22 protein-coding genes are annotated in these 23,041 nt (G+C 42.7%); 14 read left to right on the forward strand and 8 right to left on the reverse strand.

Annotation, left to right across the window (positions count from 1 at the left end):
• Positions 1-30: 30 nt before the first annotated feature.
• From ACEN2L_RS01890 to mdoH, 8 genes are all read left to right on the forward strand, one after another.
• On the forward strand, positions 31-993 hold the full coding sequence (locus ACEN2L_RS01890; protein WP_441741493.1) for a Kelch repeat-containing protein: 963 nt from the start codon (positions 31-33) through the stop codon (positions 991-993).
• Positions 993-1,619 (forward strand): nicotinamide riboside transporter PnuC, encoded by a 627-nt coding sequence (pnuC, locus tag ACEN2L_RS01895; RefSeq protein ID WP_441741494.1) that lies wholly within the window; start codon positions 993-995, stop codon positions 1,617-1,619. Before ACEN2L_RS01890 ends, pnuC begins: the two co-directional genes overlap by 1 nt.
• Entirely contained in the window at positions 1,620-2,123 is a 504-nt protein-coding gene (locus tag ACEN2L_RS01900) for an adenylyltransferase/cytidyltransferase family protein (RefSeq protein ID WP_306024141.1), read from the forward strand. It abuts the gene before it with no gap.
• Complete coding sequence (locus ACEN2L_RS01905; RefSeq protein ID WP_306024142.1) at positions 2,120-2,665, forward strand: ATP-binding protein; 546 nt, start codon at positions 2,120-2,122, stop codon at positions 2,663-2,665. The genes ACEN2L_RS01900 and ACEN2L_RS01905 overlap by 4 nt, the downstream gene beginning before the upstream one ends.
• Before the next feature lie 108 nt (positions 2,666-2,773).
• Positions 2,774-3,976 (forward strand): saccharopine dehydrogenase family protein, encoded by a 1,203-nt coding sequence (locus tag ACEN2L_RS01910; RefSeq protein WP_306024143.1) that lies wholly within the window; start codon positions 2,774-2,776, stop codon positions 3,974-3,976.
• 94 nt (positions 3,977-4,070) lie between these two features.
• A complete protein-coding gene (nspC, locus tag ACEN2L_RS01915; RefSeq protein ID WP_441741495.1) occupies positions 4,071-5,222 on the forward strand; it encodes a carboxynorspermidine decarboxylase in 1,152 nt (383 codons plus the stop codon).
• Positions 5,223-5,639: 417 nt separating this feature from the next.
• A complete protein-coding gene (locus tag ACEN2L_RS01920; RefSeq protein WP_441741496.1) occupies positions 5,640-7,148 on the forward strand; it encodes a glucan biosynthesis protein in 1,509 nt (502 codons plus the stop codon).
• Positions 7,124-9,271: a glucans biosynthesis glucosyltransferase MdoH gene (mdoH, locus tag ACEN2L_RS01925; protein WP_441741497.1), complete on the forward strand. Its 2,148-nt coding sequence runs from the start codon at positions 7,124-7,126 to the stop codon at positions 9,269-9,271. The genes ACEN2L_RS01920 and mdoH overlap by 25 nt, the downstream gene beginning before the upstream one ends.
• A gap of 24 nt (positions 9,272-9,295) precedes the next feature.
• Here mdoH and ACEN2L_RS01930 read toward each other — a convergent pair whose 3' ends face one another.
• Entirely contained in the window at positions 9,296-9,757 is a 462-nt protein-coding gene (locus tag ACEN2L_RS01930) for a DUF2127 domain-containing protein (RefSeq protein WP_441741498.1), read from the reverse strand.
• 18 nt (positions 9,758-9,775) lie between these two features.
• On the reverse strand, positions 9,776-10,093 hold the full coding sequence (locus tag ACEN2L_RS01935) for an EthD family reductase (RefSeq protein ID WP_441741499.1): 318 nt from the start codon (positions 10,091-10,093) through the stop codon (positions 9,776-9,778).
• A gap of 120 nt (positions 10,094-10,213) precedes the next feature.
• On the opposite strand from ACEN2L_RS01935, the gene ACEN2L_RS01940 reads away from it, so the two are divergent.
• The 4 genes from ACEN2L_RS01940 to ACEN2L_RS01955 all read left to right on the forward strand — a co-directional run bounded on the left by ACEN2L_RS01940 (position 10,214) and on the right by ACEN2L_RS01955 (position 16,059).
• Entirely contained in the window at positions 10,214-11,548 is a 1,335-nt protein-coding gene (locus ACEN2L_RS01940) for a mechanosensitive ion channel family protein (RefSeq protein ID WP_441741500.1), read from the forward strand.
• 31 nt (positions 11,549-11,579) lie between these two features.
• The gene (locus ACEN2L_RS01945) at positions 11,580-12,554 is read left to right on the forward strand and encodes a D-cysteine desulfhydrase family protein (RefSeq protein WP_441741501.1); all 975 of its coding nucleotides are present in this window, start codon (positions 11,580-11,582) and stop codon (positions 12,552-12,554) included.
• 89 nt (positions 12,555-12,643) lie between these two features.
• Positions 12,644-13,834: a sugar ABC transporter substrate-binding protein gene (locus ACEN2L_RS01950; protein ID WP_441741502.1), complete on the forward strand. Its 1,191-nt coding sequence runs from the start codon at positions 12,644-12,646 to the stop codon at positions 13,832-13,834.
• Positions 13,831-16,059 (forward strand): ATP-binding protein, encoded by a 2,229-nt coding sequence (locus tag ACEN2L_RS01955; protein ID WP_441741503.1) that lies wholly within the window; start codon positions 13,831-13,833, stop codon positions 16,057-16,059. Before ACEN2L_RS01950 ends, ACEN2L_RS01955 begins: the two co-directional genes overlap by 4 nt.
• Positions 16,060-16,180: 121 nt before the next feature.
• Here ACEN2L_RS01955 and ACEN2L_RS01960 read toward each other — a convergent pair whose 3' ends face one another.
• The 4 genes from ACEN2L_RS01960 to ACEN2L_RS01975 form a co-directional block, all read right to left on the reverse strand.
• Positions 16,181-16,660: a TlpA family protein disulfide reductase gene (locus tag ACEN2L_RS01960; protein WP_441741504.1), complete on the reverse strand. Its 480-nt coding sequence runs from the start codon at positions 16,658-16,660 to the stop codon at positions 16,181-16,183.
• Between the two features lie 52 nt (positions 16,661-16,712).
• Positions 16,713-17,615 carry a LysR family transcriptional regulator gene (locus ACEN2L_RS01965; protein WP_441741505.1) on the reverse strand — a complete coding sequence of 301 codons (903 nt, stop codon included), beginning with the start codon at positions 17,613-17,615 and terminating at the stop codon, positions 16,713-16,715.
• A gap of 85 nt (positions 17,616-17,700) precedes the next feature.
• Positions 17,701-17,922, reverse strand: a complete 222-nt coding sequence (locus ACEN2L_RS01970; RefSeq protein WP_306024155.1) for a hypothetical protein — start codon at positions 17,920-17,922, stop codon at positions 17,701-17,703.
• 155 nt (positions 17,923-18,077) lie between these two features.
• The gene (locus tag ACEN2L_RS01975; RefSeq protein ID WP_441741506.1) at positions 18,078-18,245 is read right to left on the reverse strand and encodes a hypothetical protein; all 168 of its coding nucleotides are present in this window, start codon (positions 18,243-18,245) and stop codon (positions 18,078-18,080) included.
• Between the two features lie 195 nt (positions 18,246-18,440).
• On the opposite strand from ACEN2L_RS01975, the gene ACEN2L_RS01980 reads away from it, so the two are divergent.
• Positions 18,441-19,898, forward strand: coding sequence for a RimK family protein (locus ACEN2L_RS01980; protein WP_441741507.1), 1,458 nt, complete (start codon positions 18,441-18,443; stop codon positions 19,896-19,898).
• Entirely contained in the window at positions 19,867-21,045 is a 1,179-nt protein-coding gene (locus ACEN2L_RS01985; RefSeq protein ID WP_441741508.1) for a GNAT family N-acetyltransferase/peptidase C39 family protein, read from the forward strand. The genes ACEN2L_RS01980 and ACEN2L_RS01985 overlap by 32 nt, the downstream gene beginning before the upstream one ends.
• Positions 21,046-21,069: 24 nt before the next feature.
• Here the strand turns inward: ACEN2L_RS01985 and ung are convergent, their stop codons facing one another.
• Positions 21,070-21,729, reverse strand: coding sequence for a uracil-DNA glycosylase (ung, locus tag ACEN2L_RS01990; protein ID WP_306024158.1), 660 nt, complete (start codon positions 21,727-21,729; stop codon positions 21,070-21,072).
• Positions 21,730-21,734: 5 nt separating this feature from the next.
• A complete protein-coding gene (thrC, locus tag ACEN2L_RS01995) occupies positions 21,735-23,018 on the reverse strand; it encodes a threonine synthase (RefSeq protein ID WP_441741509.1) in 1,284 nt (427 codons plus the stop codon).
• Positions 23,019-23,041: the final 23 nt, after the last annotated feature.

Here is a 23,041-nt window from a genome sequence, read left to right on the forward strand (position 1 = left end):
ACTTTTTAAAAATCATTCAGGGAAGACATCATGCTCAAACGTCAGCGATTTCACGCCATTATATTATTCGTCTTAACCTTAGTAATAACAGCCTGCGCGTCTCAAGCCCCATCACCAACAAACACTACATTGCGTTTACCTACGCCACTTTACGGCCATGCTGTTGCCAACAATGGTAAACATATATTTGTCCTTGGTGGGGCAAATAAAGAGGGGTTTTCAAGAGATATCGTGATTATTGAACCTGCTACTCAATCTGTTACGCAATTAAAAGATAAACTGTTACCTAGGCGATATCATTCAGCGGTGTGGGATGGTGCTGACTTAATTTATGTGCTTGGCGGCGTCTCTAATTGGAAAAATCGTAGCAGACTCCAACCTTTAGTCGAGGTGTATAACATTCGCACTCAAGAAGTGAAGATAATTGGTGAGATGCCCGTTCCACGGCGCTTTGGCAGTGCGGTTCTTCTTGATGGAAAAATAGTAGTCAGCGGTGGCGGGGTCTGGTCTCGTCAAACGCGCAACAAACTTGTCCCTACCAATACGGTAGCCATTTACGATATTAACAATGATAGTTGGAAAAAAGGCGCAGACCTACCTGACAAAGAAAGTACTAGAGCTGTTGTACTAGGTGAACATATTTATACCGTTGGCGGTTTTAACGGTAAAACGCCCTCTAGTCATTTTTACCGTTATGATTTAGCACTCGATAGTTGGACTGAACTTGCTGAGCTTCCTCAGCCTTTGAGCGCCCATTCAGCCGTCGCCAGCAAAAGTAAAATCTACACCTTTGGCGATTACACAAACTTAAATAGTGCTTACGTTTTTGATGCGACGTCCAGCACTTGGCAACTCGCTCCTTTTACCTTGGAGGCGAGTCGTCACAATGCAGCCACCATTTTGAATGGAAACATCTATGTGCTAGGGGGAACAATAGGTTCTAATGGACCTTTTTTAGATACAATCCAAATATTTCCTGTGAATGAAAACTGATGAATTTTACTGAATGGTTTCAAGGTTTTGCCGGCGCCTCAGAACTTGAATGGATAGCGACGGTTGCAGGCTTTTTGTGTGTTTATTTACTTATTCAACGCAGTATATGGAGCTTTGCCTTTGGCCTTGTTCAAGTTTCAATTTACACGTGGATTTTTTACGATGTGAAACTGTATTCTGATATGGCACTGCAGCTGTTTTATATCGGCTTTCAATTTTATGGCTGGTTTATCTGGCGTCGTTCACAACAAGAGCATGGAGAGGTTATCGTCAATCGCGGAAGTACCGTTGAATATACATCGTGGATGGGTGCGGTAATTATTGGAACAATAATAGTGGGTTACTTCATGAACAATAATACCGATGCGAGCCTTCCCTACCCTGATGCTTTTACAACATGTGCAAGTTTGGCCGCACAGTGGTTGCTGTCACATAAAAAATTATTGAATTGGGCCTTTTGGATTGTTGTTGATATTGTTGCCATAGGCATATATTGGCACAAGCAATTGTACCCAACCTCGCTGCTGTATTTGTGCTTTTTAGTCATGGCGATTATTGGGCAAATACAATGGTACACATCTTGGCGAAATACCACCAATACCGTATCGAATGCAGCGCCAGCATAAATGACAGCAGGCTTTACCCTCGGCAAATTTGCCCCCTTACATAAGGGTCATCAGTTTCTCATCGAGTCAGCCCTAGCTAACGTTGATAGGTTAGTAGTGGTGATCTATGCCTGTGATGAATTACCGCAATGTGATGTAAGGACAAGAGCATCGTGGATTGCACGGCTTTATCCGCAGGTGGATCTAGTTTTGGCTTCTAATGGCCCAAAAGAAACCGGATATACCCCCGAGATAATCGCCAGCCAAGAGCAATACTTATTGGGACTACTGGCGGAATACCGCTTCGATAGTTTTTTCAGTAGTGAACCTTATGGTGAGCACATTAGTAAAGCTTTTAGCTGTAGGAATGTCCAAGTCGATTGCAACAGATTACAGGTCCCCATTAGCGCAAGCATGATCAGAGATAACCTGCCGAGGTATCAGGACTTTTTGTCACCACTGGTATTCAATGATTTAATGAACGCTAGAGCCATCACACTTTTCAATCATAAAGTAGAGTCATGATAAAAAAAATCGTTTTCCTCGGCGGACCATCCACCGGAAAAACCACCCTGTGTGAAGCGCTAGCCAAAAAGCTTCACACCCTCACCGTGGCAGAATATGGTCGAGAGTATTGGTTAGAACATCAAGTAGACCGACGCCTAAGTCCTGAGCAATTATTGCATATTGCGCAAACTCAAGTTCGCTGGGAAGACGAAGCGCTCGACAAGGCCAATGACGTGTTATTGTGTGATACCAATGCGTTTACGACGTGGCACTTTGCCCTGCATTATCATGGCGACGCCTTGCCTGAACTTGAGCAACTTGCGCAAGCATCATGGCAGCGTTACGACCTCGTTGTGCTATGCGGTGATGAAATTCCCTACGACGATACGTGGGAACGCTCTGGGGACGCTAACAGACATGAATTTCAAGCCTTTATCAAAGCCTATTTAATAGAAAAACACATCCCACATATTATCGTATCGGGCTCGGTAGAGCAGAGAATCAATGCAGTGATGACATCACTATGTCATAATCAAGCACTACAACAATCCCGTGGTTAAACTGGAAATAGCCAATAAAACCACCTATTTTATTGCAGCTATTGCATGCTACAAATTTACTGATAGCATGCGCGTTTTTTATATCTTAAAAACTAAAAGGATCATCTTATGTCTCGTGTATTGATCATTGGTGCTGGCGGCGTTGCTGCTGTAACTGTCAAAAAATGTGCGCGTTTACCTGAGTTTTTTGACGAAATTTACTTAGCAAGTCGCACCGTGTCAAAATGCGAAGCGCTACAAAAAGAAATTGGCGCAGACCGCATCAAAGGGGTCTTTGCTGTTGACGCAGATCACGCCAGTGAAGTGGTTAAGGTAATTGAGCAAGTCAAACCTGACTTAGTGGTAAACTTAGCCTTACCTTACCAAGATTTAGCCATCATGGATGCCTGTTTAGAAACTGGCGTACATTATTTAGATACAGCAAATTACGAACCTAAAGATGTGGCTAAATTTGAATATTCTTGGCAGTGGGCTTACCAAGAAAAGTTCGAAAAAGCTGGTTTAATGGCTTTATTAGGTAGTGGCTTTGATCCTGGCGTGACTAACGTTTATACCGCTTATGCAGCCAAACACTATTTTGATGAAATCCATTATTTAGATATCGTCGATTGTAACGGGGGTGATCACGGCAAAGCTTTCGCCACTAACTTCAATCCTGAAATCAATATTCGTGAAATTACCCAACGTGGTCGTTTTTGGGAAAATGGTGAGTGGAAAGAAACCGATCCACTGAGCGTACGTGAAGACCTGGATTATCAAAACATCGGTGTACGCGCTTCATATTTGATGTTTCATGAAGAATTAGAATCTATCGTTAAACACTTTCCAACACTGAAACGTGCCCGTTTTTGGATGACTTTTGGCGAAGCTTATCTAACTCACTTACGTGTATTAGAAGGCATAGGCATGACCAGTATTGCGCCTATCGATTTCCAAGGTCAGCAAATCGTACCTTTAGAGTTTTTGAAAGCGGTATTGCCTAACCCTGGCACCTTAGCCGAAGGCTACTCAGGCATGACCTGTATCGGTACTTATATTACCGGTATCAAAGATGGCAAAGAAAAGACTATCTTTATTTATAACAACTGTGACCACGCTGCTTGTTATGAAGAAGTAGGCGCTCAAGCCGTATCTTACACTACAGGCGTACCTGCTATGATAGGCGCGGCTTTAATGTTAAATGGTACTTGGAAAAAAGCAGGTGTGTGGAACATGGAGCAATTTGATCCTGATCCCTTTATGGAATTACTCAATGTACACGGCCTACCATGGCATGTCATTGAAGTAGAACAGAGCCCGTTTAAAAAGTAAGTTAACGCTTTTTGCAAAAGCAATTAGGGCAGCGTCATTCAGTGACCCTGCCCTTTGATTTTTAATGAATTACACCATTAAAGTGGACATATAAATGACTGTTGATGCCGCCGACCCGATGTTAAACCCTGCGATCCCCTCGCCCTGCTATGTGTGTGAAGAAGCTAAACTCGAAGCCAATTTACAATTAATGCAACGAGTACAGGACGAAAGTGGTGTCGAAATCATTTTGGCACTCAAGGGCTTTTCCATGTGGTCTACCTTCGATTTAGTCAAACAATATCTACAAGGTTCAACTGCCAGTGCGGTGTGGGAAGCACGATTAGGTAAAGAAACCATAGGCAAACAAGTGCATGCTTTTTCGCCGGCCTTTAAACCTGCAGATATCGATCAGTTAGTAGACTTAGTTGACCACATCTCATTTAATAGCCTTGGTCAGTGGCAGCGTTATAAACAACAAATTTTGGCCTCTGATGTATCGCCAGGTATTCGTTTAAACGCAGAGCACCGCGAAGCCGAAACCGAATTGTACGACCCCAGCGCGCCGGGTTCACGTTTTGGTATTCTAGCTAAAGATCTCGTTGGTGTAGATTTAACTGGTATAGAAGGTTTTCATATACACAACTTATGTGAATGTGACTCCTTTGCTACCGAACGGACTATTCTTGCAGTTGAAAAGAAATTCTCTCAGTACTTTGGCCAGTTAAAATGGATCAACTTTGGTGGCGGTCATTTGATGACGAAGAAAGGCTACGATGTTGAACATCTTATCGGCGTATTAAAAGCTTTTAAGGCTCGTTATCCACACTTAAACGTGATCTTAGAGCCTGGCTCAGCTGTGGCGTGGCAAACGGGTCCATTAGTGTGTGAAGTGATTGATATAGTCGAAAACCGCGACAAAATTGCCATTGTCGATATGTCAGCAACGGCACACATGCCTGATGTACTCGAAATGCCTTATCGTCCTGAAGTTCGTGGGGCGGGTAAAGCCGGAGAAAAAGCCCACACTTATCGCTTTGGCGGAAACTCTTGTTTAACCGGTGATGCAATCGACCTATACAGTTTCGACCATGAGCTGCAAATTGGTGAACGAATAATCTTTGAAGACATGATCCATTACACCATGGTGAAAACAACCTTTTTTAACGGTGTTGAGCATCCCTCTATTGGCATTTTACGCAAAAACGGTAGCTTTGAATTAGTGCGTAAATTCACCTACGAGGACTTCAAAAATAAATTGTCCTAGCTTCGTTGGGTAAATTTTACTTATGACAGGAGAGTCACTCAGTAAGATTTACCCGCGAATAAACTCAAAGCAATTTAAAGTGTTAAAAGCAGGTGTGTGGCCTGTTAAACGTTGACGTTTTGCGACGATTCTATGTAGCCAATTAGAGACAAAGTGTACTATTTTTATGGCAGCGAGAATCTAAAAAAGCGTTATTTTTCAGTCTTATTGACATTGTCCCCTCTAACGCCCTATTGGACAGCCCCATTACGTTGCTGCTTAGCGACGCAGTGTTAAACCGTTAAAAAAGAAATATAAAAAGTGGTATAGCTTGTGCTTAGCAAAGCTAAAGATACCTGTGTTGGTTTTGTGCCTTAGAGGTAAAGATCACCATCACTCACGCAGATTACTCACAATCATAATTTAGGAACCTTTATTTTGATCAGCAAATCCATTCAAACAGTGCTTCTTTGCGTCTTTGTTTTACTTACATCGACCCTGACTTTTGCGCAAGACGACAGACCCACTCATAAATTTAACCGCCAGTGGCTTGAAGAAAAAGCCAAAGAGCTTGCTGCTAAAGAATTTGTTGAGCCTAAATTAGCACCAGACAGCCCACTCAATAATTTAAATTATGATGACTATCGAAAAATCCAATTTCAACGTGGTGCAAGCGTGTGGAAAAATGAAGATCGTAATTTTCGTCTCAGCCCTATGCATCCAGGCTTCTTGTTCAAAACACCGGTTAAATTGAATTTAGTGGTGGGCGGCACATCTCGGCGCATTTTGTACACCAGTGATATTTTTAACTACGACAAAGAACAAAAAGCGGCCAAAGAAACGCAAGCTGAAGGGTATTCTGGTTTTAAATTGACCACGCCCATCAATAAACCAGATGTATGGGATGAGTTTTTGGTGTACCAAGGCGGCACCTATTTTAGAGGCTTAGGTAAAGACAATTGGTATGGCTTATCAGCCCGAGGGTTGGCAGTAAACACGGCAAAGCCCACTGGTGAAGAATTTCCAGTATTTACTGAGTTTTGGATTGAACGGCCTAAAGAACAAGGTCAGTCTATCGTGATCCATGCTCTGTTAGAAAGCGCGTCACTCACTGGTGCATTTACCTTTAAAGCCACGCCTGGCGAAAATACCGAAATCGAAGTGAACAGTGCCTTGTATCCAAGAAAACAAATTGATTCTTTTGGCATTGGCCCCTTAACTTCGATGTTTTTATACAATGGGGTTAACCGCACTCGTTTTGACGACACCAGACCAGCAGTGCATGATTCAGACGGCTTGTTCATGATCAATAGTCAAAATGAACGTATCTGGCGTCCATTAACTAATCCACGCAAATTACAAGTTTCAGCTTTTGGTGATAAAACACTGAAAGGGTTTGGTTTATTCCAACGTCACCGCAAGTTTACAGATTTTGAGGATATGGAAGCCCATTATGAAGCGCGACCTTCTGCCTGGGTTGAGCCTATTGGCAATTGGGGTCCAGGCCACGTTGAATTAGTCGAAATTCCTACCAACTCAGAAATTCACGACAACATTGTCGCTTTTTGGCAACCCTCTGAACCAATGAAAGCAAATCGTGCTTATTCGTTTCAATATAAAATTTCTTGGGGCTCAGTTTTTGCTTTGGAAGATAAGGGGGGGCGCATCTTATCTACCGCTACCGGTAAAGCTCTAGGCAGTGAGACCGTCAGAGATTTTGTTATCGACTACAGCTCGTTGAATTTACCCGATGATGTGGTGGTAAGCGCCTCAGCCAGTACCGGCAAAATAGTGGGTACAATTCAGAAATTTATGGATAAAACTGGTTTATACCGTGTGGTTGTTAAGTTTGAACCAGGCAGAGAAGATCTTTCAGAACTGCGCGTATCATTATCATCAAAAGACAAAGCATGGGGTGAAACATGGCTTTACAGATGGAACCGTTAACCGTGGATGAAGCCAACAAAGAATCCCAAGGAGCCATCCCGACTGAATGCCCCTTGCATATGCCACCACAAGATTTTTCTCAGCATAAAAAGGTGAAATATGCAGCGCAGTCTTGGTCAACGTGGTTAGCGCGATTAATCACCTTTGGTGGTGCAAGCGCCCTCACGATATTTGCTACGTATCAGATGATATTGATCGTGTCTCAAGTCGACGTAACCTTTTTGCAGTGGTTAATGGTTGGCTTTTTTGCTCTAACCTTCGTGTGGATTGCGCTGGCCGCTTGCGGTGCAATCGCAGGTTTTATTTGCCCTATCAAAGACTACAGTAAAATAGACAGTGATCTGAGCGGCAAAAAAACGGCCTTGCTTATGCCTATTTACAATGAAGACGCCGCGCAAACTTGCGCAGCACTATTGAGTATGGGCAAAGCCTTAGCTGCACAAGGTTTCGGTGAACAATTTGAAATTTTTATTATTTCTGATTCTAATAAACCTGATGTATGGCTTAAAGAGACCGCTGCAGTAAAAAAACTTCAACAAGCTCTCCAAGGCCAGATGCAGGTTTGGTATCGCCGCCGCTTTGACAACAAAGCTAAAAAAGCCGGTAACGTGCATGAGTTTGTGAGTCGCTGGGGCGGTCGTTATGATTATATGTTAGTGCTTGATGCCGATAGTTTATTGTGTGCAAACACTCTAGTTCAGTTAATGAAAGAGATGGCCGCAGATGAGCGTAGTGGCATTATTCAAACGCTGCCATGTCTGTATCGCGGCGATACACTATTTGCTCGCCTTCAGCAGTTTGCTGGCACAATTTATGGCCCTATCGTGGCTAACGGCATAACAGCTTGGCAAGGCGATGACGGCAACTATTGGGGTCACAATGCCATTATCCGAGTCAGTGCATTTTCTCAAGCTGCAGGTTTACCAACTTTAGGTGGGCAAAAACCCTTCAGCGGCGACATTTTATCTCATGATTTTGTTGAAGCCGCGCTTATCCGCAGAGCGGGGTGGTCTGTGCGCATGGTGCCTTTACTGAAAGGCTCATGGGAAGAAAGTCCACCTAGTTTATCTGATGTGGCAATCCGCGATAGACGTTGGGCACAAGGTAATATTCAGCATTTGGCTGTTTTGTCGGCTAAAGGATTACGCTGGCCAAATCGTTTTCATATGTTAACTGGGATTATGGGCTATATGGCCTCGCCTATTTGGTTTGCCTTAATCATGATTGGTATTGTGATGGCTATTCAAATTCACTACATTAACGTCGAATATTTTTCCGATGAAATGAGCTTGTTTCCCCATTGGCCGGTCTTTGATTCTGAACGCATGGTGCAACTGTTTGTTTTTACTATGGGGATCTTATTAGTACCGAAAATTTTAGGTATTACCCGCGCGATATTTACTCCCTCTTTACGTCGCCCCTTAGGGATCATCAGGCTGATTCTGGGCGCCTGTGTTGAAATCATATTTTCAGTCTTGTATGCGCCTATTTTTATGCTGATCCACAGTAAGCACATTCTTGATATTTTCAGAGGTAGGGATTCAGGTTGGTCGACTCAACAAAGGCAATATAACGGTCTACCGTGGGCTCAATTATTTGGCCAACATATTTGGCATACGCTCATTGGCTTGGTCATGACTGCAGTATTGTACTATTACTCGCCCCCCTTATTACTTTGGTTGGCACCAACGCTGGTAGGACTGGTATTTTCGATCCCACTTTCTGCCTTAAGTGGCAGTAAGTGGTTAGCCAAATTTTTGAGATTTTGTGGCTTGCTGTCTATCCCAGAAGAAGTTGATGTACCGGAAATAATGCATAAACGTGACGAATACGTGGACGACTTTTCTAAAGTCACTCACGAGTTAAGTTTTGAGCAACTGTTACAACAACAACCATTGTGGGCGTCGCATTTTTCAATGACGCAAGTACCACCGGCACCAAAACGCGGATATCCGCCTATCGATAAAATTAGCGCTGAATATAAAATTGCTGATGCGCAATCTCAACTGGAAGCGTTAAACTGGATGACGGATAAAGAGAAGCTGGCTTTATTATCCCATCACGACTCATTTACTTCCTTGCTAAAATTAAAATCGGTAAACGACATGAGTTCTGTCGCCTAACACCGACTGTTCATTTCATCATACTTAATCTTTTTCTTTGTGTGGCTTAAATATAAGCCACACAAGGTATGACACCACAAGCACATTTAGGCTAAATGCGCCGAGCGTGAAAAGGTTAACATGCTGGTACATTTCTCGAATTTCAAACGGAATGTAAATTCCACCACTAACTAAAGCAAACCACTCAGTCCACCGCTTTTGATGCCATAAACCATACGCTTCTATAAACCGGATAAGGGTATACAACAGTACACCAGCAGCAATCAGACGAATATTACTGGATGTAACCTGACTGGAAGCTTCAATCAAAATATGTGGATAGTGACTTGCGGGATTCAGGTGGAGGTGGCGCACTAAGCTTTCTGCAATACTTTGCACGTTTTCACCCGCTAAGGTGTGTAAGCCAATAGCAACCATAAAAGCTAAGCAGCCCTTCGTTCCTTCCAGAATCGCGATGCTGCGCAAGACACCTACAGAATCTTTCACCCAGCTTACCTTCAATAATTACTGATCACTTGCAATGAGCACAATTGGTTGACCACCTGTGGAAATTTTAACCGCATCAGCAGCCACTGATTGCATCTCTGCACTCATCATTGTTTGTTGTAAGGCCTCCATCGAATCAAATGGCAAGCTAAACATTTGATAATACGCCGCATTTCCCAAAGGAGTAGCATGGAATTTACTCACGGTATACGGCGGTTTATCTTTAGGTATCTTGGTCTTTTCATGAAATAAGGCAAGATGTTGCTGATAGTCTTGGTCAAATTTTTCTGCGTCGGTGGGATGAGGGTAAAGTACGCGTAAACTAGCCTTGGTCATATTGACTCCTGTGGATTATTGGGTGAATGCGTTTACTCAATGTATCACTGAGTATTCTAAACATGATTATGCCTCAATGACGTAGTAATATGGTGTAAAGATGTCAAAGTAAGCGAAAAGATGAACACTGATCTGATTAAACAATATTTTGAGCACAGCTTGTTATTAGTGCAACAAACCCTCAGCACGCCATTTACATACTTACAAATTGCTATCGTCTTATTGGTTTACCTTTTGGCCTTTTTGTTAGCAAAAAAAATCCGCAATCACATCGGTGTCACAAATCATCAACCGCCAGAGACCGCCCACCCTTTACATAAACTGGCCTTTCGTTTAGGCGGCATTATTTATCCTTTGTTATCCATCATCATGTTACGGGTATCCACTGAAATTAGCGGCCACACTGCGCACACCGCGTGGGTCATTAATACCGCTTATTTTATTGCGGTCATCCTGTTTTTCCACTTTTGCATTCAGGCCTTTGTTACCCATCGATTTGCCGCAAATTTATTTAGATGGGTAGGTTTACCAACGCTGATCTTGCACTTATTAGGCTATTTACCGATTTTTATTGCTGAGCTTGAAGATGTCTCGCTAAATGTGGGAAACGTAAGTGTGTCAGCTTATGGGGTCTTACGTGTGCTAATTTTTGGCACCTTACTTTTTTGGTTGGGCCGAGCATCAAGTAGCCTGGGTAAGGACATTATTCGCAAACAAGAACATCTTGATGTTCCTACTCGAGAGGTGTTTTCTAAACTTTTTGAGGTCGCCCTATTTTGTGTCGTATTTTTGCTTTTACTCAACGTAATGGGCATAAACCTGACCACATTGGCAGTATTTGGCGGCGCGGTGGGCGTGGGCCTTGGCCTCGGCTTGCAATCGATTGCCTCAAACTTCATTTCAGGGATCATCATCTTATTAGACCGGTCATTGACGGTAGGTGATTATGTGCAATTGGATGATAACACCAAGGGGTTTGTCAGAGAGTTTCGTATGCGCTACGCCGTACTAGAGACCTACGATGGTAAAGATATCGTGGTACCCAATGAAATGTTTATCTCGTCTCAATTTATTAATTGGACTCACAAAGATCCCAAACAGCGCTATCGAGTTGACTTCTCAGTACCCTATGCAACCGACGTGCGAGCGATGGTGGAAATAATCAAAGTCGTCGTTGCGGAGCACCCACAAGTGATTAGCGGTGAGGACGTACCTTTTGAAGAACGTCCAGACTGTGAAATTGACAGTTTCGGCGATTCTGGCATCAATATGTTTGTAGAATTTTGGATGCAAGGTGTCGATGACGGCAAAAACCGGGTGGGGGGAGATTTAATGCTCAGTATTTTGGAAACCCTCAAAGCCCATGATATACATATGCCATTCCCGCAACGTGAAGTGACAATTCTAAACGCCGAGCAAATGGCTAAACCCATATCCAATAATAACCCGCAATAGAGTAGCGTACTAATGCTAAATGAGAGCGCTTATGCAACGGTTTAATCGACAAGCACTAGGTTTTTTCCCCACGCCTTTTCATGCTTTACCCAATTTTAGCGCTGCGTTAGGCGCAGTTGACATTTACATTAAGCGTGACGATTTGACTGGACTTGCCATGGGCGGCAATAAAACCCGTAAGCTAGAATATTTACTAGCAGAGGCAGTCAGCCAAGGCTGCGACTGCATTATTACCGCTGGCGCAATACAGTCCAATCATTGTCGTCAAACAGCGGCCGCAGCAGCCTTACTTTCATTACCCTGTCATTTATTGTTAGGTGGCCACAAACCTTCCAAGGTAAATGGCAACTTATTGCTGGATTATTTGCTAGGCAGTACCATTCATTGGCAAGGTGAAAACCGAAAAGGAGAAGGCATCCCTGACCTCGTTGCACGCCTAAAACAGCAAGGCTTAACACCTTATGTGGTGCCTTATGGTGGCTCAAATAAAGTAGGCGCCCTGGGTTATGTTAACGCCATGCAAGAATTACAACAGCAGTTGGCAAACACCTCTATTAGCCACATCGTATTTGCCTCATCTTCTGGTGCAACCCACGCTGGCATGATGGTTGGCAAGAGCCTAGTGCAACAAGATTACCAAATCGTGGGAATTAATATAGACAAAGACGAAAATGCCAACAAACCTTTCAAACAAGTTATTGTCGATATTGCGAATGAAACGGCACAGCAGCTCGATTTAGCCGAGCGATTTGACTTGCATGACCTCGACCTACGCGATGATTATATCGGTCAAGGTTATGGCGTGGTAGGCAGCGCAGAACAAGAAGCCATTAGTCTACTAGCCCAAAGTGAGGGAATTTTACTTGATCCCGTATATACTGGCCGCGCTATGGCGGGTCTAATCCATCTTGTTCGGAGTGGCCAGATACCCGCATCAGCTAAGGTCCTCTTTTGGCATACTGGCGGTAACCCCGCCCTTTTTGCTTATGCTGACGCATTAACCTAGGCGCGGCTTGTGCAATCTTCTCCTCTACACAGCGCTAAGAAATTTTGTGTTAGGCTAGGGCCATCTTATTGCGAAGTTGAAAGATAAACATGCGTTTGTATTGTCTCCCCTTACTCATCATATCAATGGTCACGGTGTTGTCGTCAACCCATACCTTTGCCGCTTCCAAGCAAACCATATCGATTGTTATCGGACATGAAAACACCGCCCTACTCGACATATTGAACACCTTTACCCAACAAACAGGATACGAGATCAACACCCGTATTTTTGACAACGCGGACCTAAAGGCACAGTTATTAAAGCATGCTAATACAGATTTACCTGATGTAGCCTTGATTCCAGGTGATTTTCTTGGTCTTCCTTATTTGCAACTAAGTGAAATTAAACCGAGTGTATTAAACAAAAATATTGGCGAGCGATTCAAAAAAAGCGCTATGGTAGATGGAAAGTATCTTGGTATCCCCATTATCGCAGGCAATCACCTCGTACTGTATTATAACAAAAGTATGGTCACATCCCCGGCCACTCATTGGCCCGAATTACGTTCGCAGCAGCAAGCCATAAAGCAAGGTAATAGCATTATAGCGTGGAGCTTTAACGAAATGTATTGGTTTATCCCCACTATTACTGCCATGCAAACACTGCCCTTAATTGGAGAACAGATTCAGCTCAACACCCCCGAAATGCAGAGGGCTATTCAATTTTATTGGAACTTGGCTGTTACAGGTGTCGTTGATGAACAATGTGACTATCAATGTGGTATCGACAAATTTGAGCGAGAGCAAAATGCCTATTTAATTTCCGGATTTTGGTCCTTTCGACAACTTAGCACGCGTCTTGGCAGTAAGTTGGGGATTGCACCGTTGCCAGCCATTAACGGCCAGCCTATGCGATCTTACTTCACCTCACATGTATTGGCTTTTCTAAACCATTCGTTAACAGGTAATAAGCGCGAAGCCCTATTGGCATTAGCAAATTTTATGCAAACAGAGGAAGTGCAACAAGCGTTGTGGCATCAGCTCAATGCTCTACCGGTCAATTCCTTGGTATTGAACAAGATTGAAATGCAAGCCAGTAGCAATGTTCAAGTTGTTATTGATTTGCTTAACCAATCAGAGCCAATGCCCAATAATTTTAAGATGGCCGTAGTATGGGAAGCGATATCCATCGGATTTAAACGGTATGCTGCGGGTGTTATTGATGCCAAACAAGCAACAGAGCTTATGCAGCATCTAGCCGAAGAGTCGACTCAAACGACGGCGAGTGATGCACGATGAAACAGATTCCCTTCATCCATTTGTTATTTAGGCAAGTTGGCTTGTTTATTCTGATCCCTATTATTTTGGTGATCTCTTACTCTTTAATAATGGCTTACCGAGCTGAAACCACCTTGATGAAAAATGCGATTCAGTCAAGGGGTTATGCCGTCGCTTCAGACATCAACGGAAAGTTAACCCGCTATCAATACGCAACTATCGAGCTAAGCCAGAATAAAGGGCTCGCTGAAGTAGCAAAAAATATTTTGTATTCGCAGTTTGTTGATAAAAGCTTACAACAATTTGTACAGCACTATGATGGTATAGAAAGTGCCTTCATTATGGATGAAAAAGGCTTTGTTGTATCAGGTTATCCCCTAGTAACACTGCGCGCTAAATCCCCCGAACTTCAGCAAATTGTGCAACGGAAATTGGCGAATACACACCATGCCTCTAACCTTCCTGAACTGCATTATTTTGATGGTGCAATGCTCAATCTGCAACAGACTTCCACCAGCCTTGATACTGGGCATCTTGTATTTATCACCCGCTTACAAAGAGAGACCGAATCCATTATTAACCCGATGGAAACCAACTCAATGCTATTTGTGGTGCTATCACAAGAACAGTTATTACAGGTATCTTCGACAAAAAGTACGGATTTATCATCACAAGAATACAACGTACTGAGTAGTCGAGAACAGACTCTCTCAACCATTGATGTTGAAACAAAAACCTATGCCAACAATCCGTTTTTACTCGAGCTACCTATTTGGATAAACGATCGACCAATGCCACTTAGTGTCATTAATTATCACCAAACGTCCAATTACTTCTTAGCCGTTTATCAGAATATCGCCGTCACATTGTTAGCGCTATTGATTATCTTTGTTGTGACTTATTATTTTTTACGGGTTTGGATGCAAAAACTTAATACGCCTATTCGAGAAATGGTGCAACTTAGCCATCAAATCGCAAAAGGGAATTACAAGCTTCCTGCCGAACAGAATCCTTTTATAGAGTTTCACCAGATTCACGACGCATTAAAAAAAATGGCGCTGCAGATCAGTAATCAAATATTTGATTTGCAAGAAGCGCGGCTCAAAGCCGAAAGTTCAGACAAATTAAAATCGCAGTTTTTGGCCAACATGAGTCACGAAATACGCACACCTATGAACGGGGTCCTTGGCGTTTTGCAATTATTAGAGCAGCAAATAACTGATCCTCGACAAGCTAAAATGCTGGATACGGCAATTACGTCAGGTGGCAATTTAATGCGTATCCTCAACGATATTCTTGATTTATCAAAAATTGAAGCCGAGCAACTAGAAATCGAACACGTAGCATTCAATCCAAAACTATTAATAGAAGATGTGTGTGATTTAAGCCGCGCAAACTGTCAAGAAAAAGGCCTCGTGTTTAATGTGCGTATTGACGAACAACTCAATATGCTGTGGTCGAGCGACAGCCTTAGAATAAGCCAAATCTTGTATAATTTGCTCTCTAACGCCGTTAAATTTACTGCCAAAGGATGCATTTCATTTGAGGCACACTATTGTCTTAAAGAAGGTCGTCATCTTCTGCAATGCAGTATCAGCGATCAAGGTATTGGCATTAGCCCATCGCAACTGAAATTGTTGTTTACCCCGTTTAAACAGGCTGATGCTTCAACCACCAGAGAGTTTGGCGGAACAGGCTTAGGGCTCGTTATTTGTAAAAAACTTGTGGAGCTTATGCACGGCGAATTTTCGGTGGTCAGTGAGCCTGGTGTTGGTTCATGTTTTACCTTTAATGTTGAGCTTCAACAGGTGGTCGTCACACACCCTGAACCAAGCGTTCAAATAAAAGATGAAAGGCCTCCTAACTTGCAAGACAAACGCATTTTGATCGCTGAAGACAATATGATTAACCAAGAAATAATCAAACTAATGCTAGAAGACACCCAAGCAAAGATTTGTTTGGTTAATAATGGAGAAGAAGCCCTAGAAGCTTACCAAACCTTCCTGCCCGACCTCATTTTGATGGATGTACAAATGCCAATAATGGACGGCGTCACGGCAATACAACAACTAAGAGCACAAGGAATGGACCAGCCCATCGTGATGCTAACCGCAAATGTGAGTCAACGCGATGTGAGTCACTATCTTTCGATAGGCGCCGATCAAGTACTGGGTAAGCCCACTCAATTAGAAGAACTGTACACGGTACTGAGGCATTTCTTAACGCGCACCGAAATAGTAAAATAAGCAAGTCGCGTGACGTCTATCGCCTATGTATCAGAAGCTTAGGTTCAATGCATGAATGTTAGCTTTGCTGGAGCGTAGATTTCCTTTTAAATGAATAAAGCTCGTGTCCCGAATCAAGCCCTTACTTAGCGAGTATGGCGGCTAAGTCCTGAGCAATATTGTTATCTGGTTTCTCAATAATACGGCCTAATTCTTTGTCCCCATCAAATAGGATAATGGTGGGAGTGAAGCGTAAATCCAAACGTCGATACAGACCGCTGGGCTCCTGTTTATTTTGATTAACGCTTATAAGCTGCAGATTGTCTTGGCTTAGCCCGACAAGATCAAACAATTTAAGTAAGCGAGGTACTTCTCGCTCGCTGTCATGACACCAAGTACCAAACAACACCACTACTTTTAAGCCGTTTAACTTCGCCGCTGCTGATAGCTCTGCAGCAGTGGGTTGGTAAGCGCGGTATTCAGCCTCAAAAGCGGGATAGGCAGACAATAATTCGGCAGAACTTAGTTCACCCACTGCTATTTTTTCTTGAGCGACCTGGCCGTTCGTTGATTGGCAGCCCCAGATCAATACGAGCAATAGGCATAAAAATACCACACGCATTAGGTATTCCTCTCTTAACAAGCGCTAAAATGCAGTAATGCCAGCATGAGTGCTAGTGATTTAGCGCAAGGACCTCTTCTTGTTTTGGAAGGTTCAATAAAAATTCAATGAACTCGGCCAAACCAACATGATTAACTTCTTTCAAAAAAGCAATTTGGAGTGAGCAATTAAACTCACCGCAATCGTCTAACTTAGTCAAAAGACCCTTGAGCACATACTCTTCGGCAATGGTAACTGGTAATAAGGCCATGCCCCCTTGAGTTAACAATAAATCCAAGGCGATTCGAATGGAACTGGTATTAAATTTCGCCTCTTTGGCTTTAGGAAAAAGCTTTTCAACCTCTTCACGAGCCTTACCGTGCCAATCTAGACTAATATAACGTTTGGCCATAGACTCAAGGTCCTCTTCACCAAACTGCTTAACATAAAGAGCAAGCGGCACGTTTAATAAGGGTAACGTTTCGATCTGCTCAGACTTGAGGGGCTCACTTACCACGGCTAAATCAATCGTGCGGTTATGCAATTGGCGCAACAATAAATCATTGGTCATGATTTCAGCTCGCACGGTCAATGCCGGAAAGTATTCACTGATGCAGGTTAAGGCGTTGCTTAGGTACAACTCCCATGCATTAGGTGTGCCGGCTAATGCAATGTGTTGTACATTAAAATTATTGATAGCTTTAACAGCATCATTTAAGGTCGCGGCTAAATTTTCAGCAAAAGGCACTAACTTTTGGCCTGCTACCGTAAGTTGGATGCTATTACGATTGCGAATAAATAGAGGACTGTTGAAGTACTCTTCTAACTGCTTAATTCGAGCACTGACCGCGGAAGGAGTAAGATAAAGATTTTCTGCTGTCTTACCAAAATGGCGTGTTTTCACCACTTCAAGAAAGGTAACAAGGAAACGCACGTCCATAGATAAAGCTTGTTGCTGAGTTGATAAGTAATTCATACCTTGAATAGGCCTGAAATACAATACTTAACATGCTGAATTACTCTGCTCACGTTAAGTATTGTTCAGTATTTTAGAATCAGTCTTACAACTTCTTCACTGGAGCATAACCTTCTGACTCCAGTTCTTCGTTAACGCAGCTGAGTAGATAAGCAGCTAGTTTATCTGCCGCAATACCATCGTCTTCTGCCATTTCTGTACAGAACTGCTTTAACTCTTTCAACAAAGCTTCGTCGGCCGCTGGTTTTTCGTCGGCATACAAAGAAAAACTTAATAACCCTACAAACAATAATGCAACAGTTTTCATGCTTTCTCCGCAATAAAAAAACACCAAATAAGCCAAAAATTTTGGCCATTTACACAAAAGGCGCATCAAACAGTTACCTGTTGATGCGCCTTATACCCGAGCACTCAAAACTCACCAAAACAATCAAATAGAAAAAACGGTGAAACGTTTAATTGCTACTCGGCTGTGAGGTGTTTATTTTTTGACTCAATATTCTTTTGTCTTTTTTCCCGCTGTTTTTTCTCAAGCTCTGCTCGAACTTTAGCGGATTTTTTATCTTTTGCTGAAGCATCAAAATCATCTTCATCAAATTCGTCTAAACTAACGCGATTATCTTTGCCCATAACATTTATCAAAGGTTGCTAACACCACTTGATTCTAAAACACTGTGCGTAAAAGCAAAGTGAAATAAATTGAACGTCATGATGAAAAAATTTTGTTCAACTACCTGCATATTGCTACGCTTAATAAGAGTAGTATTCGCGCAAATTTCTGTTGTTCTATTTGCAGCCTCTAATCTGCATTAAAAAAGGTAAACCATGTTTAAAACCTTAGTTGTTGTCGACCATCCACTCAACTTACCTGATAGCGAATTAACCATTGTTAATTTCGAGCAATATCTGGCTGAATATCCAAAAGCCGGCGAGCCTAAAATTCGTATTATTAACTTGTGCGATACGGAAAAATACTTAAGCCAAGGCTATTACTGCTCCTTGCTGGCCGAAGCTCGCCAACATAAAGTATTACCCAGCGTAAATACCATTAATGACTTGTCGTTAATGCCGCCTAAAGATCAAGAATGGGTCGAAATTCCCTTAAGCAAAAGTCAAATACCTGCGGTGATCAGTGCTGACGAAAAAGAATTCTTGGTATTTTTCGGCTGGACAAAAAACGAATCGCTACGCAAGTTAGCTAAATTCGCTTTTGAAAAGTTTCCGGCGCCTATTTTAAAGCTGTCTGTTGCTCGCGATGCGCATCAAACTCAACTTATTTGTAGTGCGATTGGCGTGAATGAAATTGCCCCTGAACTTTGGGACCAATTTACTGCCAGCTTAGAACATTTCACTTTAAAAGTGTGGCGTAACCCTCCAGGTCGGAAGCGCGCTCGCTGGGATATGGGCATATTAGTCAACCCTGATGAAAAAACACCGCCAAGCGATGCCAAGGCAATTCAGTTGTTTATAAAAGCAGCCAATAAAGTGGGGATTAATGCCGAAGTATTTACTGCCGCACAAAGTGCTCAGTTATACCAATATGACGCGTTATTTATTCGTGAGACAACCTCGATCAAGCACCATACCTATGAATTAGCCCGCAAAGGTGAAAAAGAGGGCATGGTGGTGATGGACGATCCTACGTCTATCTTACGTTGCTGCAATAAGGTGTTTTTGCACGATGCTTTTAGCTACCACAATATTTCTGCACCTAAAACGCACTTTGTGTCTAAATCTGACCCTGCGACCATTGACCGCTTGGAGACGGAGTTTAGTTACCCTATCGTGCTTAAGTTGCCAGAGAGTTCGTTTTCGCTAGGTGTTTTTAAAGCGAAGGACAGAAGCGAATTAACCAGCAAGTTAGAGATGATGCTTAAGCAATCGGCTTTAGTGCTAATTCAAGAGTACTTGTATACCGAATACGATTGGCGCATTGGTGTACTAAACGGTCGTGCGATCTATGCTTGTCGTTATTTTATGGCGCGTAACCACTGGCAAATTTATAACCATGGCTCTAAGCGCAACAATGCCGGTAACTTTGAAACGATCCCAACCTTTGAAGTCCCTCGAGCAGTATTAGCCACTGCGATTAAGTCTTGTGAGATTGTTGGCAATGGCTTGTATGGTGTTGACTTAAAACAAGTTAATGACAAAGTTTACGTTATCGAAGTCAATGACAACCCTAACCTAGACAGTAAAATTGAAGACAAGTATTTAGGTGACGAGCTATATCGTGTCATCATGCAAGAGTTTGCAGATCGCCTTGAATACCGAGGCCGCTAGATTGCAAGCACTCAACCAACATTTGGCTGAGGTGGTAACACCTACCCAAACGATAGAAGTCCGAGATGCAAAATACTCGGACTTGGCTCAATTAATGGCATTGGAAAATCGTTGTTTTGCCGGCGACCGTCTTAGTAAACGCAGTTTTCAACATTGGCTGAAGGCACCTAACTGTGTGTTTCAAGTGATCTTGATTAAGCAAGTTGTGGTGGCATATGGCCTGATCATTATGCGTAAAGGAACGCATTTGGCGCGTCTGTATTCCATTGCGGTTGATAGCGAGATTCGAGGACTAGGCATCGGTAAAAGGCTGTTGCTTACCCTGGAACAACAAACCTTAGAAGCCGGTAAATTGTTTATTCGTTTAGAAGTGGCAAAAAATAACGAAACCGCGATTAATTTGTACAAGGGGCTCGGCTACAAAATTTTTGGTAGTTATGAAGCCTATTATGAAGACAATACTGATGCCTTGCGCATGCAAAAAAACGTACGCCAGAAGCAATCGTTGCAACAACTAACATCGTATCCTTGGTATCAACAAACCACAGAGTTTACTTGTGGTCCGTCTTCATTAATGATGGCCATGGCTAAAATTGATGAGAAAGTTAACTTAAATCAAGCGCTTGAACTGGATATTTGGCGAGAAGCTACCACCATTTACATGACCTCAGGCCACGGTGGTTGCCATCCTTATGGCCTAGCCTTAGCGGCAAACAAAAGAGGCTTTGAAGTACTAGTTTACGTCAATCTCACCGGTCCCTTATTTATTGGGGGAGTACGCAGTCAACACAAAAAAGACATCATGCAAGCCGTCGAACACCAGTTCCGTAGTCAAGTAGAAGAGGCCAATATTGAGGTTCGTTTTACAGATGTCAGCCCCGAAGATCTTGAATTTCATATTCGACAAGGGGCCAGTGTCATTAGTTTAATTAGCACCTATCAATTGGACGACAAAAAAGCGCCACATTGGGTATGTGTCACAGAAATTGATGAAGACTATTTGTATGTTCATGATCCTGACCCTGATGATCACGACGTTGAGTCTTTAGATTGTCAACATATTCCCATTGCGAAACAAGATTTCTATAGCATGTCTTGTTTTGGAAAAGAGCGTTTACGTACCGCGGTGATTATTCACAAACGTTAAGCAGAACTTTAAAATTTGTAGCCGTTATACTTGCCAATTAATGGCTGATTTACCTTGTTCAAGCAGTAGTTGATTAGTCTGTGAGAAGTGTTTGCAGCCAAAAAAACCGCGATACGCTGACAAGGGTGAGGGATGCGGGGCATGCAGTACATGATGTTTGTTCGCATCTATCGCTGCCCCTTTTTTCTGAGCATGACTGCCCCACAATAAAAATACCGTACCACAGGTGTGCTCATTGAGTAGCTCAATCACTTTATCGGTAAACCTTTCCCAACCAATTTTACTGTGTGAATGCGCCTTACCCTGCTCTACTGTTAGGACCGTATTTAATAACAGCACTCCTTGTTCTGCCCAAGACTGCAAATAACCATGAGATGGTAAAGCAAAACCTGTTACGTCGTTGAGCAATTCTTTATAGATATTCGCTAAGGAAGGAGGTGGCTTAACGCCAGGTAAAACTGAAAAACTTAAACCATGTGCTTGTTTAGGACCGTGATAAGGATCTTGTCCTAGTATAACGACTTTGACCTTGTTAATTTCAGTGACTTTAAATGCGTTAAATACATCAGCTTGCGCTGGAAAAATGCACTTTCCAGCTGCTCGTTGCGCAGCGACATAGGTGATTATATGCTGAAAATAAGCGTGCTGCTTTTCTGCTGCTAATAACGCTTCCCATGTCGCCATGTAACTTAGCCTAAAAGTGCAAAGAGATGTGCTTTTAAAGCCTCGTAGTCGTTCGCTAAATCAACAGAGAAGCTCTCTTTGCCAGCACACTCCGCTAAAGGTTGCGGTAAACTAATAGGCTGTCCTAATACATTTTCAACTGTCTCACGGAATTTAGCAGGGTGAGCCGTTCCTAAGAAAATGCCCGTTTGACCCGGCTCCAAATGACGCACCAAGGCTTTATAGGCAATCGCTGCATGAGGCTCACTCACATAACCCAGTTGCGCTAATTGACGCATAGCCACTTGAGTATATTCTTCGTCAACCGTATCACCACTAAGCACAGATTTATCTAAATAACCTTGTTCAATAATCGCTTCAATGCGAGGCCAGTTATTTGGCTGACTTACGTCCATGGCATTTGACAACGTGGCGACGGTAGCCTTAGGATCCCATTCGCCGGTTTTTAGATAACGAGGCACGGTATCGTTGAGGTTAGTTGCTGCCACAAAGTGACTGATAGGCAATCCCATTACCTTAGCAATCATCCCAGCGGTTAAATTACCAAAGTTTCCACTCGGTACGGAAACCACCACATCTTCGCGCTGTTCGGCGCTTAGTTGCGATAAGGCCTCAAAGTAATAGCAAACCTGAGCCACTAAACGGCTTATATTAATGGAGTTCGCCGAGTTAAGGTGTAAACCAACTCGCACATCTGCATCATCAAACGCGGTTTTAACTAATTGCTGACATGCATCAAAATCGGCATCAATTGCCACCGTGTGAATATTGTCGCCCAGTGTGGTAAACAGTTTTTCTTGCAGCTGACTGATTTTGCCTTTGGGGTACAAAATCACCACATCAATATTTTCGATACCGTGGAAGGCATGAGCCACTGCAGCACCAGTATCACCAGAGGTGGCAGTTAAAATCGTGATTTTTTCGCCTTTGGCAATTTCAGTTAAACACTGTGCCATAAAACGACCACCAAAATCTTTAAATGCCAGTGTTGGACCGTGATATAACTCTAAACTGAAAATATTGTCAGTGACCTTGACTAATGGCGCAGGAAAAACAAATGCCCGTTCCACAATACCTTGAATGGTTTCTTTAGGTAATTCGTCACCAATAAGTGTGCTCAGAATTTCTACACTGCGCTCAACAAAAGGCTTCGCCAACAACGTTTCAATATCATCAAATGTAGGCAATTTTTTAGGGAAAAATAAACCCTGATTTTTGCCTAAACCTTTTTTTACTGCTTCTGCAAAACTAGCTGTATCTGCAGCATCTTTTAAATTTTCGAGTTCCAAAATTTAATTACCTTATCTTTTTT

Origin of the sequence: Flavobacterium sp. W21_SRS_FM6 (assembly GCF_052119645.1) — a bacterium.
Classification (GTDB): Bacteria; Pseudomonadota; Gammaproteobacteria; order Enterobacterales; family Alteromonadaceae; genus Paraglaciecola.

Coding starts and splice junctions, on each gene's coding strand:
- ACEN2L_RS01890 (WP_441741493.1), top strand. CDS start 31: ATGCTCAAACGTCAGCGATTTCACGCCATTATATTATTCGTCTTAACC.
- pnuC (WP_441741494.1), top strand. CDS start 993: ATGAATTTTACTGAATGGTTTCAAGGTTTTGCCGGCGCCTCAGAACTT.
- ACEN2L_RS01900 (WP_306024141.1), top strand. CDS start 1,620: ATGACAGCAGGCTTTACCCTCGGCAAATTTGCCCCCTTACATAAGGGT.
- ACEN2L_RS01905 (WP_306024142.1), top strand. CDS start 2,120: ATGATAAAAAAAATCGTTTTCCTCGGCGGACCATCCACCGGAAAAACC.
- ACEN2L_RS01910 (WP_306024143.1), top strand. CDS start 2,774: ATGTCTCGTGTATTGATCATTGGTGCTGGCGGCGTTGCTGCTGTAACT.
- nspC (WP_441741495.1), top strand. CDS start 4,071: ATGACTGTTGATGCCGCCGACCCGATGTTAAACCCTGCGATCCCCTCG.
- mdoH (WP_441741497.1), top strand. CDS start 7,124: ATGGCTTTACAGATGGAACCGTTAACCGTGGATGAAGCCAACAAAGAA.
- ACEN2L_RS01935 (WP_441741499.1), bottom strand. CDS start 10,093: ATGACCAAGGCTAGTTTACGCGTACTTTACCCTCATCCCACCGACGCA.
- ACEN2L_RS01940 (WP_441741500.1), top strand. CDS start 10,214: ATGAACACTGATCTGATTAAACAATATTTTGAGCACAGCTTGTTATTA.
- ACEN2L_RS01945 (WP_441741501.1), top strand. CDS start 11,580: ATGCAACGGTTTAATCGACAAGCACTAGGTTTTTTCCCCACGCCTTTT.
- ACEN2L_RS01950 (WP_441741502.1), top strand. CDS start 12,644: ATGCGTTTGTATTGTCTCCCCTTACTCATCATATCAATGGTCACGGTG.
- ACEN2L_RS01955 (WP_441741503.1), top strand. CDS start 13,831: ATGAAACAGATTCCCTTCATCCATTTGTTATTTAGGCAAGTTGGCTTG.
- ACEN2L_RS01960 (WP_441741504.1), bottom strand. CDS start 16,660: ATGCGTGTGGTATTTTTATGCCTATTGCTCGTATTGATCTGGGGCTGC.
- ACEN2L_RS01965 (WP_441741505.1), bottom strand. CDS start 17,615: ATGAATTACTTATCAACTCAGCAACAAGCTTTATCTATGGACGTGCGT.
- ACEN2L_RS01970 (WP_306024155.1), bottom strand. CDS start 17,922: ATGAAAACTGTTGCATTATTGTTTGTAGGGTTATTAAGTTTTTCTTTG.
- ACEN2L_RS01975 (WP_441741506.1), bottom strand. CDS start 18,245: ATGGGCAAAGATAATCGCGTTAGTTTAGACGAATTTGATGAAGATGAT.
- ACEN2L_RS01980 (WP_441741507.1), top strand. CDS start 18,441: ATGTTTAAAACCTTAGTTGTTGTCGACCATCCACTCAACTTACCTGAT.
- ung (WP_306024158.1), bottom strand. CDS start 21,729: ATGGCGACATGGGAAGCGTTATTAGCAGCAGAAAAGCAGCACGCTTAT.